Source organism: Stenotrophomonas pavanii, assembly GCF_900101175.1.
GTDB classification, from domain to species: domain Bacteria; phylum Pseudomonadota; class Gammaproteobacteria; order Xanthomonadales; family Xanthomonadaceae; genus Stenotrophomonas; species Stenotrophomonas pavanii.
Genome location: NZ_FNFQ01000001.1, coordinates 395,520 through 410,917, shown reverse-complemented (window position 1 = coordinate 410,917; position 15,398 = coordinate 395,520). Strand labels below are relative to the sequence as shown.

Here is a 15,398-nt window from a genome sequence, read left to right as displayed (position 1 = left end):
CAGTGGCTCAGTCGCTGCCCGCCAGCGGATCGAACGCCCAGCCATCACCGACGGTCTGCAGCGTCCAGCGGCGGCGGCTGTGCAGCGGCTCCCAGCGCACGCTCTCCTTGTCGTCCTCGATGCTGCCTTCGCTCCGTTTTACCCTGCGGGTGGAGAAGTTCACGCTCACCGATTCGGTCTGCCCGGAATTGCGCATCACCGAGTTCTGGTCGTAGCCGATCAGCGCAAAGGCATCGTCCTGCCAGCGGAAGGTAAAAACGGTCGTGCCCATTGACCAGCTTCCCGCGCTGGCGAATGAAAACAGTGCGACCTTCAGGGTGCCGCGCTGGATGCTGACGCCGCCGTCTTCGAGCGGGTCGCTCATCACCGGATTGTCGGGACGCGGTATCAGCCGGTGGTCCTGCACCGCCAGCACGTAGCCGGACGGGCGCGACCACGCCACGGCGAGGATGCGCGGGTTGCTGTCGTACGGCGAGGGGCCGAAGCCATCGTGCTCGATGATGTTGCGCGGCTCCTGCTGGCGCAGCACCAGTACCAGGTCCGCGCGGCCATCCTGGTCGAGATCGCCTTCGACACTTGATTCAAGTGTCCAGCCCTGGGGGACGAACCCAGCGGCATGGGCCGCCTGGGCCGGCAGCGTCGGATACTGCACCGGTGGCAGGTCAAGTGCGTGGGCGGTGAAGGGCAGGGGGATCAGCAGTGTGGCAAGCGCATACGGGCGCATCGGAGCCTCCATGGCAGGGAGGCAGAGGATAGCGCCGGCGCTCTGGATCAGCGTACGTGTGGCTTCAACCGCAGGTAGACCTGCTTGCGTACCTGGGCGACCACTTCACCGGATTCATCCACCACGTCATTGCTGAACCAGCGCAGCACCTTCTCGCCGCCAGCGGCTTCGGCACGCAGTTCCGCCAGCAGTGCGTCGTCGATGCGGAACGAGGTGCGCACCGTGCCCCGGCCCGGCTTGAGGAAATCGATCGCACCGGCCCGGTCCCACACGTAGTAGTCACGGCCGAGGATGTGCAGCAGGCCCAGCATCCAGAACGGATCGGTCATCGCAAACAGGCTGCCGCCGAAATGCGTCCCCACGTAATTGCGGTTCCAGGGCCGCAGCCGGAGTTCCACGTCGATCTGCCGGTAGTCGGGCGTGATCCGGGTGACGTGGATGCCGGTGAACAGGAACGGTGGCCAGAGGTTGATGCCGACGCGGAACAGGCGGGCGTTCATGCAGATCCGGGAGCACAGGGCGGGGGCGCCCAGTCTAACCATTCGCAGGCGTATGTTGCACCCGGGGCCGGGATGTCATGCCCCGCCGTCGATCGTGTATCCGTCGCGGCCGTTGGCCTTGGCCTGGTACAGGGCGGTGTCGGCGCCTTCGACGAAATGGTGCGGTTGCAGTTCGCCGTCGGGGATACGGGTGAACACGCCGATGGTGAGCGTCACGGCGTCGTTGCCGTCATCGCCTGGCGCCGGCAGGGCACGCACGCAGGCAATCAGGTCCTCGACCACCTGGCGCGCGCCTTCGGCCGGCGTATCCGGCAACACCAGCGCGAACTCGTCGCCCCCGTAGCGCGCCGCCATGTCGCGCGGGCGGCGCGCATGCGCGCCGATCAGGCGGGCGACATCGCGCAGCACGCGGTCGCCCACCTGGTGGCCGTGGCGGTCGTTGTGACGCTTGAAGTGATCGACGTCGATCAGGGCCAGGCTCAGAGGCTTACCAGTGCGCCGCGCCGCATCGCATTCCTGCTGCAGCGACTGCTCGAAGCGCAGGCGGTTGCCCAGCCCGGTGAGGGCGTCGCGGTTGGCCTGGCGGTGCCAGGCCGAGATCCGCCACACCGCCCAGACCAGCAGTGCCAGCGCCACGCCCAGCATCGCGCTGGCCGGTGCCCACCACAGGTCACCGGTGCGCAGCAGCAGCCAGCTCAGCAGGGGCGGCATCGGCAGCGAACACAGCGCGACCAGCCACGGCAGGCGCAGGCCGAGCAGCATCACGCACAGCGCCACCAGCACGCCGCTGATGGCGTGCTGCCAGGCGTGCGGCAGCACGTCGATCTGCTTGTGCTGCAGCAGCATCGAGGCGATGTTGGCCTGGTATTCGCTGCCGCTCATCCAGAACTCGCGGGTGGTCGGGGTCAGCAGGCGAGGCGCGATGCCGCTGGCCGTCATGCCGACCACGATGCGGCGGCCATGCAGCATCGCGGCGTCCACGTGCCCATCGAGCACGTCCGCATAGGACACCTGTGGCAGCCGCTCGGGCGGGCCGGCGTAGCGCACGCGCACGTAATCGTCGCGGCGCCACTGGTAGGGCGAGCCCACGTCCGGGTCGGGATCGGGCAGGCCACGTACCGCGCCTGCAGGCAGATCGGCCAGTGCCAGGCCCAGCGCCGGCCAGTGCGGCCGTCCGATACCGGCGCGCAGATAGACGCCGCGGGCGACGCCGTCGCCATCCACCTCGACATCGGTATGGCCGATGGCGGCGGCACTGGCGGCGATCTGGGGAATCGGCAGCATCTCCTCGGCCATGCGGTCGCCGGCCGCAGGTGCGGCCAGCACCGGCAGCACCACCCGGCCGTTGCGTCGGATCGCGGCCGCCAGCGCATCGTCCTGGCGGCTGTCGCGCCGGTCCGGTTCGGACAGCATCAGGTCCAGCGCGACGCGTTCGGCACCGGCATCGGTCAGCCGGTCCAGCAGGCGCGCGTGCACCGAGCGCGGCCAGGGCCATTGGCCGATGCGCTGCAGGCTGCCTTCGTCGATGGCCACGATCAGCACGCTGGGGTCGGGGCGGTAATCCCAGGTGCCGACCAGCGTGTCATAGGCGGCTTCGTCCTGCCGCCACAGCCACTGTCCCTGGCTGGCGACGAGGGTCAGCACGCCGGCCAGCAGGGCCAGCAGGATCCGCTTCGACCACGGCAGCGGCGAACGCCTCACAACAACAACCAGAGCAGCAGGGCACCGCCGCCGGCACCGTAGCAGAGGCGGCAGGGCAGCGGGATCTGCTGGGCAGGGGAAAACGCGCCCGCGTGACCGTCATCGTCGATGTACTGCACGCGCACGTGCAGGGTGCCGCTCCACGGGCGCTTGAAGCTGACCTGTGGCTCGGACACCGTTTCGTCGACCAGCGGCGCCTTGAAGTCCGCGCCGCGCGCCACCTGCACCCGATAGCGCTGGCCTGCGCTGCCCGGTTGCCAGCGCAGGGTCAGTTCGCCATGCGCGGCTTCGGGCGGCTGCAGTGCCGGGTCCACTGGCTCATCGCTCAGGTGCAGTGGCAGCGCCTGGCCGTAGCGACCCTGGTGGCCGTTGGCATCGCGCGAGGCCACCCGCCAGTAGTACTGGCCCGGTCGCAGCGGCTGTGCCAGGCGCAGGTCGGTGCCGGTGCTGGTCTGTTCCTGCAGGGGCTGCACGAAGCTGGCGTCGGCGGCGATCTGCAGCACGCTGCTGCGCGCCCCGGGGGCCTGGCTCCAGCGGAAACGCGGGCGGTCACTGTTGATCGTCTGCCCATGCAGCGGCGACACGGTCAGCGGCGGCGGTGGCTGGTCGTTGAGCTCGAAATCGGCGCTGGCGTCCAGGCCTTCGACGCCCTGCGCATCGACCGCGCGCAGGAGGATGCGCAGCTGGCCCGGTGGCAGGTCGCCGATCGCCAGCCGGGTGTCGGCGGTGGTGGCAGCGAACAGCAGGATCTCCGGCATTGCCGCCTGCACCACTTCCACCCGGTAGTGCGCGGCGCCACTGACCGGCTCCCAGGCCAGCAGGGTCGGCAGTGGCGCCAGGCGCAGCTCGCCGGTGCGCAGCTGCGGTGCCGGCAGCAGGGCGACGGCGGCGGTGGGGGCCGCGTCGACACTGCTGCTGCGGGTGGCCTGGCCTGGCTGGACCAGGCGCTGGCCACGGAGGTTGCCGACCTGCACCTTGCCCTGCAGCACCTCGGTGGCGCCGACGTGGCCGGCATCGCCGGCGCTGACCCGGAACACGGTGCCGCGCACGCTGCTGGTCGCGGTGGGCGCATCGATGATGTATCGCGAGGCGGGGCCGCGCGCCGGCGTCACCCGGTTGCTGGCCCGCCCCTGTTGCAGGCGCAGGCGGGTATCGACCATGCCGGTGTGGCCGTAGCGGCTCAACTGGTCCAGCCGCAGCCGCGAGTATTCGCGCAGCTGCAGGCGCGAGGCGTCGGCGAACTCCAGGGTGATGCTGGAATCGCCTTCGGTTTCCACCGTGTCGCCGATGTGCAGCTGCTCGCCGGCCCGGAGCGCGCGGGTCGCGCTGCCATCGGCGCCGGACAGTTCGACCTTGCCCCGCACGGACAGCACCCGTGCCGGCGCCGGCTCCGTGCGCAGCCAGCTGATCGGGAAGCGCAGCAGCTGGCCCGGCGGCAACTGGTAGGGATTGTCGATGCGGTTGTGCTGCTGCAGCTGCTGCCAGCGTACCGAAGGCTTCAGGTACAGCCCGCCCAGGTCCCACAGGGTATCGCCGGGGCGGACCCGGTAGTTCCAGTCCTGGGCGCCGGCCAGGGCGGGCAGCGCGAAGAGGGCGCACAGCAGGGCGCCCGTGAAACGCTTGGCGAACGACAGAGAGCGGACGACGGTCACAGTTTGCAATCCCGGCAATGCGGGGGTGCAGCTGCAAGACCCCATGGCCCCGACCTCATCCCCCCGAACGGATCGTGGCGGCCGCATGGCCGCCAGCGCGCGCATTATTGCCCGCGTTCAGTGCAGGGATTCTGAACGGAGCGGGCTCCTGTTCAGAACAGCAGCGACGCCATGCGGCGGCGGTACTGGCCAACCAGGTCCTCGTCGGCGATCACATTGAAGGCGTCGATCAGGGCCTTGCGCGGCAGGCCGTCCTCGAATCCGCGGTCGATCCGCAGCATTTCCAGGAACTGGGCCAGCGCGGCTTCGTCATGGCCGCCCAGCAGCAGCTGCACGCCGCGCAGGTGGCGGGCCTGGAGATCCTTGCCATCAGCGGCGATGCGCGCGTCGAGCACCTCGGCCGGCGGGGCGTCCTTCAGCGCGGCGGCGAAGGCCAGACGGGCGCGCGCGCGCACGGCACGGTCGTCGGTGGCCAGATTGGCCGGCAGGCCGTCGATCAGGGTGCCAGCCTCGTCGACGCCGCCGATCTGCAGCAGGGCCAGGGCGAGGTCGAGCTTCAGCTCATCCTTGTCCGGTTCGGCGGCGATCTGCGCGCGCAGCACGTCGACCTGCGCCTGCGGGTCCAGCGGCGTGTCGTCTTCGGGGGCGGCATCGCCGAGATCGGCCGGCACGACGCCATGCTGGGCCAGGAACTCACGCAGCTGGCCTTCCGGAATCGCGCCGGGGAATCCATCCACCAGCTGGCCGCCCTTGACCAGGAACACGGTGGGCACCGACCGGATCTGGAAGGCCGCCGCGATCTGCTGTTCCTTGTCGACGTCGACCTTGGCCAGCTCGAAGGCGCCGTTGTACTCGGCGGCCAGCTTTTCCAGCATCGGGCCCAGGGTCTTGCACGGCCCGCACCAGGTGGCCCAGAAGTCGACCAGCACTGGCGTCTGCAGCGACTTCTGCAGGACTTCGGCCTCGAAGGTCGCAGTGGTGGCGTCGAATACGTAGGTCGTCTCGGTCATGGGGGAGGCATCGCTTGGTCTCTGGAGACCGATTCTATGGTGACGATCGATGTCGGTCTCAACCCTGCCATCACATCCCGCGCACCCGCGCGGCGGGCCCACAGGCCCGCGGTGACGGCCCCAGGGGCGCGGCACGCAGTACCGCGCGTGGCTCACCCACCTGCCGATGCTGAAACGCACGACCGCTTGGCGCTTCGTGCCGCTGCCGCGACAATGCGGTGGTCCATTCCTGTTCCGGGTGTTTGCGCGCGATGTCTGTGGTCCGGCTTGATCGGTGGTTGGGGCTGCTTGCTGCAGTCGCGTTCGTCCTTGCCGTGGCCGGCTTTGGTGCTGGCCTGGACGGCTATGCCCAGGGCCGCCACCCGGTGGCGCTGCTGGGCGCGCGCGGGGTGCCGCATGCGTTGGCCTTCAATCTCGTCGGCTTCGTGCTGCCCGGACTGTTGGCGGCGGGGGTGGCTGAACGCCTGCGGCGCACCCTGCCGACCGGGGCCGGCTGGGCGCCGCGGGTCGGCAGCCAGATGCTGCTGCTGGCCGGCCTGGCGTTTGCCGCAATGGGCGCGCTGCCGCTGGACGTGGACGACCTGCATGGGCCGGCCAGCCAGCTGCATGCCAGTGCCTGGATGATCTGGGTACTGGGCTTCGTCGCCGGCAGCGTGCTGCTGGCCGTGTCCGGTCTGCGCCAGGCGCATGGCCGCGCTCTGGGCGTCCTGGCGCTGGGCTGCGGCGTGCTGGCCGCGCTGGCGGCGTTTGCCCTGCAGGGCGTACTGCCGGCGCCGCTGGCCCAACGGCTGGCGTTTGCCTGCTGGGCGGTCTGGCTGGCTGCGGCCCTGCCGCTGTCGCGCCTGCGCTGAGACGGCCTCGGCAGCGCGGCGACGCTGCTGTCCGGCGGGCAGGATTGGAGACGTTTGCCGCACTGCGGTACGCTGTACCGCTTTGCCGCCGCATCCGCGTGTTCCATGACCAGCGCTGAAACCAACGCCTACGACCCGCAGCAGGTTGAATCCGCCGCCCAGCAGTACTGGGACGCCACCCGTGCCTTCGAGGTCGACGAGACTTCGGACAAGCCGAAGTACTACTGCCTGTCGATGCTTCCGTACCCGTCCGGTGCGCTGCACATGGGCCACGTGCGCAATTACACGATTGGCGACGTGATCAGCCGCTACAAGCGCATGACCGGCCACAACGTGCTGCAGCCGATGGGCTGGGACGCGTTCGGCCTGCCGGCGGAAAATGCCGCGATCAAGAACAAGACCGCGCCGGCGGCGTGGACCTACAAGAACATCGACCACATGCGCAGCCAGCTGAAGTCGCTGGGCTATGCCATCGACTGGTCGCGCGAGTTCGCCACCTGCCGCCCGGACTATTACGTCCACGAGCAGCGCATGTTCACCCGCCTGATGCGCAAGGGCCTGGCCTATCGTCGCAATGCCGTGGTGAACTGGGACCCGGTCGACCAGACCGTGCTGGCCAACGAGCAGGTCATCGACGGCCGCGGCTGGCGCTCGGGCGCCCTGGTCGAGAAGCGCGAGATCCCGCAGTGGTTCCTGCGCATCACCGACTACGCCCAGGAGCTGCTGGATGGCCTGGACGAGCTGGACGGCTGGCCGGAATCGGTCAAGACCATGCAGCGCAACTGGATCGGCCGTTCCGAAGGCCTGGAAATCCAGTTCGACGTGCGCGATGTCGACGGCAGCGCGCTGGACCCGCTGCGCGTGTTCACCACGCGCCCGGACACGGTGATGGGCGTGACCTTCGTGTCGATCGCCGCCGAACACCCGCTGGCGCTGCACGCGGCGAAGAACAATCCGGAACTGGCCGCGCTGCTGGCCGACCTGAAGCAGGGCGGTGTGTCCGAGGCCGAGCTGGAGACCCAGGAAAAGCGCGGCATGGACACCGGCCTGCGCGCGCTGCACCCGGTCACCGGCGAGCCGGTCCCGGTGTGGGTCGCCAATTTCGTGCTGATGGGCTACGGCACCGGCGCGGTGATGGCGGTGCCGGGCCATGACCAGCGCGACTTTGAAGTCGCCCAGAAATACGGATTGCCCATCAAGATCGTGGTTGAGCCCGCAGAAGTTGTGGCAGCTCGGGAAGCTCTGTCCAGTGGCGTTGCGTTTGCAGCTGACGTAGACAGGCTGGGGGCTTCAGCTCCGCGGGATCCTGTGCCGACCGATCAGCGAGGCATGTTCGAGCACACGATCAAGGACTTTGAATCCAAGTGCACCAAGGAGGCATTTGGTGACAAGGGTATTCTGGTAAATTCGGCCGAATTCGACGGCCTGGACTTCCAGGGCGCCTTCGAAGCGCTGGCCGAACGTTTCGAGCGCAAGGCCCAGGGCCAGCGCCGCGTCAACTACCGCCTGCGCGACTGGGGCGTGAGCCGCCAGCGCTACTGGGGCTGCCCGATTCCGGTGATCTACTGCGCCAAGTGCGGCGCAGTGCCGGTGCCGGAAGAACAGCTGCCGGTGGTGCTGCCGGAGGACGTGGCGTTCTCCGGCACCGGTTCGCCGATCAAGACCGACCCGGAATGGCGCAAGACCACCTGCCCGGACTGCGGCGGCGCCGCCGAGCGCGAGACCGATACCTTCGATACCTTCATGGAGTCGAGCTGGTACTACGCCCGCTACACCTCGCCGGGTGCCCGTGATGCGGTCGACAAGCGCGGCAACTACTGGCTGCCGGTCGACCAGTACATCGGCGGCATCGAGCACGCGATCCTGCACCTGATGTATTTCCGCTTCTACCACAAGCTGCTGCGCGACGCGCGGATGGTGGACAGCAACGAACCGGCACGCAACCTGCTGTGCCAGGGCATGGTGATCGCCGAAACCTATTACCGCCCGAACCCGGACGGTTCGAAGGACTGGATCAACCCGGCCGATGTGGAAGTGCAGCGCGACGAGCGCGGCCGCATCACGGGTGCCACCCTGATCGCCGATGGCCAGCCGGTGGTGGTGGGCGGTACCGAGAAGATGTCCAAGTCGAAGAACAACGGCGTGGACCCGCAGGCGATGGTCGGCAAGTACGGCGCCGACACCGTGCGCCTGTTCTCGATGTTCGCCGCGCCGCCGGAGCAGTCGCTGGAGTGGAACGAGGCCGGCGTGGACGGCATGGCGCGTTTCCTGCGCCGCCTCTGGGCCCAGGTGCAGAAGCATGCCGCCGACGGCGCCGCCCCGGCGCTGGACGTTGCTGCGCTGGACGCCAACCAGAAGGCGCTGCGCCGCAAGACCCACGAAACCATCGGCAAGGTCGGTGACGACTACGGCCGCCGCCACAGCTTCAACACCGCGATCGCTGCGGTGATGGAGCTGATGAACGCACTGGCCAAGTTCGAGGACGGCAGCGAGCAGGGCCGCGCGGTGCGCCAGGAAGCGCTGCAGGCCATCGTGCTGCTGCTGAACCCGATCACCCCGCATGCCAGCCACGCCCTGTGGCAGGTACTGGGCCACGGCGAGACGCTGCTGGAAGACCAGCCGTTCCCGCAGGCCGACAGCAGCGCGCTGGTGCGCGATGCGCTGACCCTGGCGGTGCAGGTCAACGGCAAGCTGCGTGGCACCATCGAGGTCGCGGCCGACGCCGCGCGCGAGCAGGTGGAGGCACTGGCCCTGGCCGAGCCCAACGCGGCCAAGTTCATGGAAGGCCTGACGGTGCGCAAGATCATCATCGTGCCGGGCAAGATCGTGAACATCGTCGCCGCCTGATGTACCCCGCACCGTCCGCCCGCGTGGCGGACGGTGCCTTTCCGGTGCAGGGCCAGGCGGTTGATGGCCCTGCATTCACGCGGCTTCGGGCAGGCTGTGTGTTGCCGTGATCGCCCGGCTCCGCCAGACTGTCTCCATGACCCGAATCCTGCTTGCCCTCGTTCTTGTCCTCGGCCTTGCCGGCTGCGGCTTCCATCTGCGCAACAAGCTGATGTTGCCGACCGACACCGCCCCGGTGAAGGTGGTATCCACCGCTCCGTACAGCGAACTGGTCAAGCTGCTCAACCGCAGCCTGCTGGCCTCCGGCGCCAGGCTCGCCGACGAAGACAGCAAGGAGCCCAGTGCCCAGCTGCAGGTGCTGTCCGAGCGCTGGGGTGACCTGCCGATCGCCATCGACTCGCAGGGCCGCGCACAGGAATACAGCCTGCGCTACGCGGTGATCTTCATCTTCCGCCGCGAGGATGGCAGCGAGCTGGTGCCGCAGCAGGTGATTGAGCTGTCGCGCGATTACGTGTCGCCGCCGACCGACGCTACCGGTACCACCACCGAACGCGAAATCCTGGCCACGGAGCTGCGCCGGGAAATGTCCGCCTCGATCATCCGCCGCATCGACAGCGTGGTCCGCGCCGAGCTCGACAAGGGGGGCAGCCTGTCCGCGCCGAAGCCGATCGAGGGTGCGGTGCCGGCCGTGCCGGCCGCCGACGCCAAGCACTGAGCGGCAGCGACGATGGAACTGCGTCCGGAGCAGCTGGCCAGCCAGGGCGCTGACACCCCCTTGGCGCCGGTGTACCTGATCGCAGGCCCGGAGACCCTGCGCGTGCTGGAGGCGGCCGATGCCATCCGCGCGCGCGCGCGCGCCTCGGGCATCGGCGAACGCGAGGTGTTCGACGCCGACGGCCGTGACTTCGACTGGAACCAGCTCGACGCCAGCTTCAACGCGCCCAGCCTGTTCAGTGCCCGCCGCCTGGTCGAGGTGCGCCTGCCCAGCGGCAAGCCGGGCAAGGACGGTGCCGAGGTGATCAGCCAGTTCTGCGCCAACCCGGCGCCGGACGTGGTGCTGATGATCACTGCCAATGAATGGAGCAAGGCCCATCAGGGCAAGTGGGCCGAGGCGGTCAGCCGCATCGGCGTGCTGTCGGTGGCCTGGGCGATCAAGCCGCACGAACTGCCGGACTGGATCGAACGCCGCCTGCGCGGCAAGGGCCTGCGTGCCGATCCCGCCGCCGTGCAGCGCCTGGCCGAGCGGGTGGAAGGCAACCTGCTGGCCGCGGCCCAGGAAATCGACAAGCTGGCGCTGCTGGCCGACGGCCAGCCGCTGGATGTGGAACGGATGGAGTCGCTGGTGGCTGACGCCGCCCGCTACGACGTGTTCCGGCTGGTGGAGGCGACGTTCTCCGGCCAGCCACCGGCCGTGCTGCGCATGCTGGCCGGCCTGCGCGGTGAAGGCGAGGCGGTGGCTGCATTGATGCCGATCGTGATCCGCGAACTGCTGGCGGGTGCCGGCCTCGCGCGCGTGCAGGCGCGTGGCGGCAACCTGGCCGCCGAGATGAAATCGCGTGGCATCTGGGAATCGCGGCAGGCGCCCTACAAGCGCGCGCTGCAACGTCACCCGGAAGGCAAGCGCTGGGAGCGCTTCGTGGCCGAAGCCGGGCTGGTCGATCGCATCGCCAAGGGGCGGGCCGACGGCGATGCCTGGCTGGCGCTGGAGCGCCTGCTGGTGGCGGTGGCCGAGCCGCGTGCCGTGCGCCTGCTGGCACGGGCCTGAGCGATGAGCCTGCGGATCTATTACGGGGGCACCTTCGATCCGGTGCACCTGGGGCACCTGGCGATCGCGCGGGCCGCCCGCGACGAACTGCAGGTGGCCGTGCGCATGCTGCCGGCGGCCGATCCGCCGCATCGCGCGGTGCCGGGCGCAACCGCTGAACAGCGCTTTGCCATGCTCTCTCTGGCCATCGGCGATGAACCCGGCCTTCTGCTGGACCATCGCGAGCTGGACCGTGCCAGCCGCTTTCCCGGTCGCCCGTCCTATACCGTCGACACCCTGCGCGAACTGCGTGCCGAGCTGGGCCCGAGCCGGCCGCTGGCCTGGCTGGTCGGCGCCGACAGCCTGCTGGGCCTGTCGGCCTGGCACGAGTGGGAGGCCCTGTTCGGGCTGGCCCACTTCGTCGTGGCCGAACGGCCGGGCAGCCCCCTGCAGGGGGCGGTCGACGGCGCGCTGGGGCGTGCCCTGCAAGGGCGCTGGGCCGACAACGAGCAGGCCCTGTTCGCCAGCCCGGCCGGGCGCATCCTGCGCCTGCACCACCCGCTGCGCGAAGAATCGGCCAGCACCGTGCGTGCGCAGATCGCCGCCGGTGGCCCCTGGCGCGCGCTGCTGCCGCCGGCCGTGGCCGACTATGTCGCTGCACACGGCCTGTACCGCCCGGCCACAGCGTGAATGGCGCGGCCGCGCCATCCCCGTATAATCGCCCCCACGTTTACCGAGTCGATCCACTTTGAGCAACCAGACCCAGCCCCAGACCATCAAGGTCGATCTGCCCAGCCCGCCGCCGTCCGTGCCGGAACTGCTGGCCAGCGTCCGCCAAGCCACCGAAGACCTGAAGGCCAAGGACCTGGTCGAGATCGATGTGCGCGGCCGGTCCAGCGTTGCCGATTACATGATCGTCGTCTCGGGTACTTCGACCCGCCACGTCAAGTCGATCGCCGATGAAGTCGTGCGCTTCGCCAAGAACCTCGACGTGATGCCGCTGGGTGTCGAAGGCGAGCGCGAAGCCGAATGGGTGCTGGTCGATCTGGGCGATGTGATCGTCCACGTGATGCTGCCGCGCGTGCGTGAGTTCTACGCCCTCGAGCGCCTGTGGACCGTCGGCGACCAGCCGCCATCCAGCGACGACGAAGTGGCCTGAGCCGCACGTTGATGCATCCCTTCGACGGCGCCGATGGCGCCGTCGACGTTTTGGAGGACCGTTGATGAAAGCCCGCCTGATCGCCACCGGTGAACGCGCGCCCAGCTGGGTCGCGCAGGGCTTCGCCGAATACCAGAAGCGGTTGTCGCACTGGCTGCCGTTCGAGCTGGTGGAGATCGAGCCCGGCCTGCGCGGCAAGGGGCGTGATCCGCGGCGCGCCACCGAAGAGGAAGGCAAGCGTGTGATCGCCGCGCTGCCGAAGAACGCCTATGTGGTGGCGCTGGATGTGCCAGGGCGGCAACTGAGCTCCGAACAGCTGGCGCAGCGCCTGGAACACTGGCGCGGGCAGGGCAGGGACCTGGCGTTCCTGATCGGTGGCCCGGAAGGGCATTCGCCGGAGGTGTCCGCGCTGGCCGACGAGAAGTGGTCGATCGGGCCGCTGACGCTGCCGCACATGCTGGTGCGCCTGGTGGTGGCCGAGCAGCTTTATCGCGCCGCCGCAATGATTGCCAATCACCCCTACCATCGCGCGTGAAGAGGGGTTATACTAGTCGTCTGCCCGAATAGCTCAGCCGGTTAGAGCACTTGACTGTTAATCAGGGGGTCGTTGGTTCGAGTCCAACTTCGGGCGCCACCTTGAGAAACCTGCATCGCGAGATGCAGGTTTTTTTTTGTCGTGTTGCAGCGCCGAGTCCGCGCGCGACTGCCTTCTCGAAGCCGAGCATGGGCCCGGCGCTACACTCTTCCGCTGCAACCATGGATGCCGATCATGCGTGCGCTCCTGTCCTCGAGCTTCCTGCTGCTGGCGATGGCGCCGTTCGCCACAACGAAGGCCGCCCCTTCCACCTGGCATCCGCCACAGGGCACCACCGAGCTTCCGTTGTGGCCGCAGGGCACGGTGAGCGCGCCGCCGAAGTTGAAGGGGCCCGAGCAGATCAGCGAAGTGACCTCCGAAGCCAGTGGCGAACACTGGATGATGCTGCAGAACGTCGCTGCGCCGACCCTCACCGTGTTTCCACCGAAGGGGCCGGCCACCGGCACCGCGGTGATGGTGGTGCCTGGCGGAGGCTATCGGGTGCTGGCGATGGACCTGGAAGGCAGCGAGATCTGCGACTGGCTGGCCGCACAGGGCATCACCTGTGCACTGCTGAAATACCGGGTGCCCGCATCCGGGCCGAACTGGGACCCGGAGTGCAACTGCCGCGACATTCCGAAGGTGCCGATGGCCCTGCAGGATGCACAGCGTGCAATGGGCCTGCTGCGCGCACAGGCCGAGCGCTGGTCAATCAATCCGAAGCGGATCGGGGTGATCGGCTTTTCCGCCGGTGGTTACGTGGTGGCTGGACTGAGCACGCACGCGCTGCGCAGCTACGCGCCGGTGGATGCTGCGGATGAGCAGCCGAGCCGTCCCGATTTCGCGATGGTGATGTATTCCGGGCACCTGTGGGCGGGGCACGGGAGCGGATTGTCGCTGGTCAGCGACATCACCGTGGATGACAACGTGCCGCCGACGTTCATCGCGCAAGCCACCGACGATCGCACCGATGACGTGCGCGAATCGCTGGCCTATTACCGTGCCCTGGTGGACGCGGGCGTGCCGGTGGAGATGCACCTGTTCGCACGCGGCGGCCACGCGTTCGGGCTGCGCATGAAGGATGCACCGGTCGCGGCGTGGACGCAGCTGGCCGAGCGCTGGATGCAGGATATCGGCATGCTGGCGGAACGCCGGTTGTAGAGCCAAGCCATGCTCGGCTGCCTGTGCGAAGCCGAGCGTGGGCTCGGTTCTACAGTGCCAGCTGGCCCCTGCAGAACGCGACCAGCGTGGCGATCGCCACCGCCAGGATCGCGCCGAACAGCACCCATTCCCAACGCGTGAATACCGGCTCGCCGCGCTGGCGCCGGGCCAGTGCGAACAGCACCACGCCGGGCACGTACAGCAGCACCGACAACAGCAGGTTGTCGAGGCCGCCGGCATACACCAGCCACAGCGCGTAGGCGCTGGCCAGCAATGCGACCGCGAAATCACGCCAGCGCACACCGGGCTCATCGGCGTAGGCCTGCCCGCGCCAGGCCAGCTGCACGCCGAACGCCGTGGACAGGAAGTAGGGCACCAGGCTCATCGACGCAGCGAGCAGCACCAGCCCGGTGTAGCTGCCCGAACTGACCAGCACCAGCAGCAGGAACAACTGGATCAGGCCATTGCTCAGCCACAGTGCATTGGCCGGCACGCCACGCGCGTTCTCGCGGCCGAGGAAGGCCGGCATGGTGCCATCACCGGCGGCGGCATACAGCACTTCGGCACACAGCAGCACCCAGGCCAGCAATGCGCCGAGTACGGAGACGATCGAACCGATGATGATCACCGTCGCGCCCCATTCGCCGACAATGGCGCGCAGCACGTAGGCCATCGATGGGTTGGGCAGCCCGGCCAGTTCCGCCTGCGACAGCACGCCCATCGACAGCAGGCTGACCAGCACCAGCAGCAGCCAGACCCCGAGGAAACCGATCACGGTGGCACGGCCGACATCGGCGCGCCGTGCCGCGCGCCGCGAGTAGATGCTGGCGCCTTCGATGCCGATGAACACCCACACGGTGACCAGCATCATGCCGCGCAGTTGCTGGCCGAGATCGCCGAGGGCGGGCGTGCCGAGGAAATCGGCCCGGAACACGTCCATGCGGAATGCGCCTGCGGCCAGGACCAGGAACAGTGCGATGGGCAGCAGCTTGGCCACCGTCACCAGGCCGTTGACGATGGCGGCCGTGCGCAGGCCGCGCAACACCAGCAGGTGCACGGTCCACAGCAGCACGGACGATGCCGCCACGGCGGCCGGGGTGTTGCCTTCACCGAACACCGGCATGAAGTGGCCCAGGCCACTGAAGATCAGCACGAAGAAGCTGGCATTGCCGAGTACCGAGGCCACCCAGTAGCCCCACGCCGCGGAGAAGCCGATGTAGTTGCCGAAGCCTTCGCGCGCGTAGGCGTAGATGCCGGTATCAAGATCCGGCCGACGATTGGCCAGGGCCTGGAACACGAAGGCCAGCATCAGCATGCCGGCGCCACTGACCGCCCAGCCGATCAGCGCGGCGGCCGGACCGGCACTGCGCGCGACGTTCTGCGGCAGCGAAAAGATGCCGGCGCCGACCATCGAGCCGACCACCAGTGCGGTCAGCGCGGGCAGGCCCAGCCGTTGCGATGTTGCGGCCATGGAG

14 protein-coding genes and 1 tRNA gene are annotated in these 15,398 nt (G+C 68.9%); 9 read left to right on the top strand and 6 right to left on the bottom strand.

Annotation, left to right across the window (positions count from 1 at the left end; translation table 11 throughout):
- Positions 1-7: 7 nt before the first annotated feature.
- From BLS66_RS01960 to trxA, 5 genes are all read right to left on the bottom strand, one after another.
- Positions 8-724, bottom strand: coding sequence for a hypothetical protein (locus BLS66_RS01960; protein WP_074724959.1), 717 nt, complete (start codon positions 722-724; stop codon positions 8-10).
- 47 nt (positions 725-771) lie between these two features.
- Positions 772-1,224: a DUF4442 domain-containing protein gene (locus tag BLS66_RS01955; protein ID WP_049468590.1), complete on the bottom strand. Its 453-nt coding sequence runs from the start codon at positions 1,222-1,224 to the stop codon at positions 772-774.
- 75 nt (positions 1,225-1,299) lie between these two features.
- Complete coding sequence (locus tag BLS66_RS01950; RefSeq protein ID WP_049468592.1) at positions 1,300-2,925, bottom strand: CHASE2 domain-containing protein; 1,626 nt, start codon at positions 2,923-2,925, stop codon at positions 1,300-1,302.
- Positions 2,922-4,622, bottom strand: coding sequence for a FecR family protein (locus BLS66_RS01945; protein WP_074724958.1), 1,701 nt, complete (start codon positions 4,620-4,622; stop codon positions 2,922-2,924). Before BLS66_RS01945 ends, BLS66_RS01950 begins: the two co-directional genes overlap by 4 nt.
- Before the next feature lie 107 nt (positions 4,623-4,729).
- Positions 4,730-5,587: a thioredoxin gene (gene trxA, locus BLS66_RS01940; protein WP_064238958.1), complete on the bottom strand. Its 858-nt coding sequence runs from the start codon at positions 5,585-5,587 to the stop codon at positions 4,730-4,732.
- 251 nt (positions 5,588-5,838) lie between these two features.
- Here trxA and BLS66_RS01935 point away from each other — a divergent pair, with 251 nt between their 5' ends.
- The 9 genes from BLS66_RS01935 (at position 5,839) to BLS66_RS01895 (ending at position 13,923) form a co-directional block, all read left to right on the top strand.
- Complete coding sequence (locus tag BLS66_RS01935; protein ID WP_064238957.1) at positions 5,839-6,438, top strand: DUF998 domain-containing protein; 600 nt, start codon at positions 5,839-5,841, stop codon at positions 6,436-6,438.
- 105 nt (positions 6,439-6,543) lie between these two features.
- Complete coding sequence (gene leuS, locus BLS66_RS01930) at positions 6,544-9,285, top strand: leucine--tRNA ligase (RefSeq protein WP_074725081.1); 2,742 nt, start codon at positions 6,544-6,546, stop codon at positions 9,283-9,285.
- 136 nt (positions 9,286-9,421) lie between these two features.
- Positions 9,422-10,000 carry an LPS-assembly lipoprotein LptE gene (locus BLS66_RS01925; protein ID WP_074724957.1) on the top strand — a complete coding sequence of 193 codons (579 nt, stop codon included), beginning with the start codon at positions 9,422-9,424 and terminating at the stop codon, positions 9,998-10,000.
- Positions 10,001-10,012: 12 nt separating this feature from the next.
- Positions 10,013-11,050, top strand: coding sequence for a DNA polymerase III subunit delta (gene holA, locus BLS66_RS01920; protein WP_074724956.1), 1,038 nt, complete (start codon positions 10,013-10,015; stop codon positions 11,048-11,050).
- A 3-nt stretch (positions 11,051-11,053) separates the two neighbouring features.
- On the top strand, positions 11,054-11,719 hold the full coding sequence (nadD, locus tag BLS66_RS01915; RefSeq protein ID WP_049468604.1) for a nicotinate-nucleotide adenylyltransferase: 666 nt from the start codon (positions 11,054-11,056) through the stop codon (positions 11,717-11,719).
- Between the two features lie 58 nt (positions 11,720-11,777).
- On the top strand, positions 11,778-12,188 hold the full coding sequence (rsfS, locus tag BLS66_RS01910) for a ribosome silencing factor (RefSeq protein WP_005410536.1): 411 nt from the start codon (positions 11,778-11,780) through the stop codon (positions 12,186-12,188).
- Positions 12,189-12,252: 64 nt separating this feature from the next.
- Positions 12,253-12,723, top strand: coding sequence for a 23S rRNA (pseudouridine(1915)-N(3))-methyltransferase RlmH (gene rlmH, locus BLS66_RS01905; protein ID WP_014647944.1), 471 nt, complete (start codon positions 12,253-12,255; stop codon positions 12,721-12,723).
- 22 nt (positions 12,724-12,745) lie between these two features.
- Positions 12,746-12,822, top strand: a tRNA-Asn gene (locus tag BLS66_RS01900).
- A gap of 174 nt (positions 12,823-12,996) precedes the next feature.
- Positions 12,997-13,923 carry an alpha/beta hydrolase gene (locus BLS66_RS01895; protein ID WP_425513285.1) on the top strand — a complete coding sequence of 309 codons (927 nt, stop codon included), beginning with the start codon at positions 12,997-12,999 and terminating at the stop codon, positions 13,921-13,923.
- A gap of 49 nt (positions 13,924-13,972) precedes the next feature.
- Here the strand turns inward: BLS66_RS01895 and arcD are convergent, their stop codons facing one another.
- On the bottom strand, positions 13,973-15,394 hold the full coding sequence (gene arcD, locus BLS66_RS01890) for an arginine-ornithine antiporter (RefSeq protein ID WP_057494616.1): 1,422 nt from the start codon (positions 15,392-15,394) through the stop codon (positions 13,973-13,975).
- Positions 15,395-15,398: the final 4 nt, after the last annotated feature.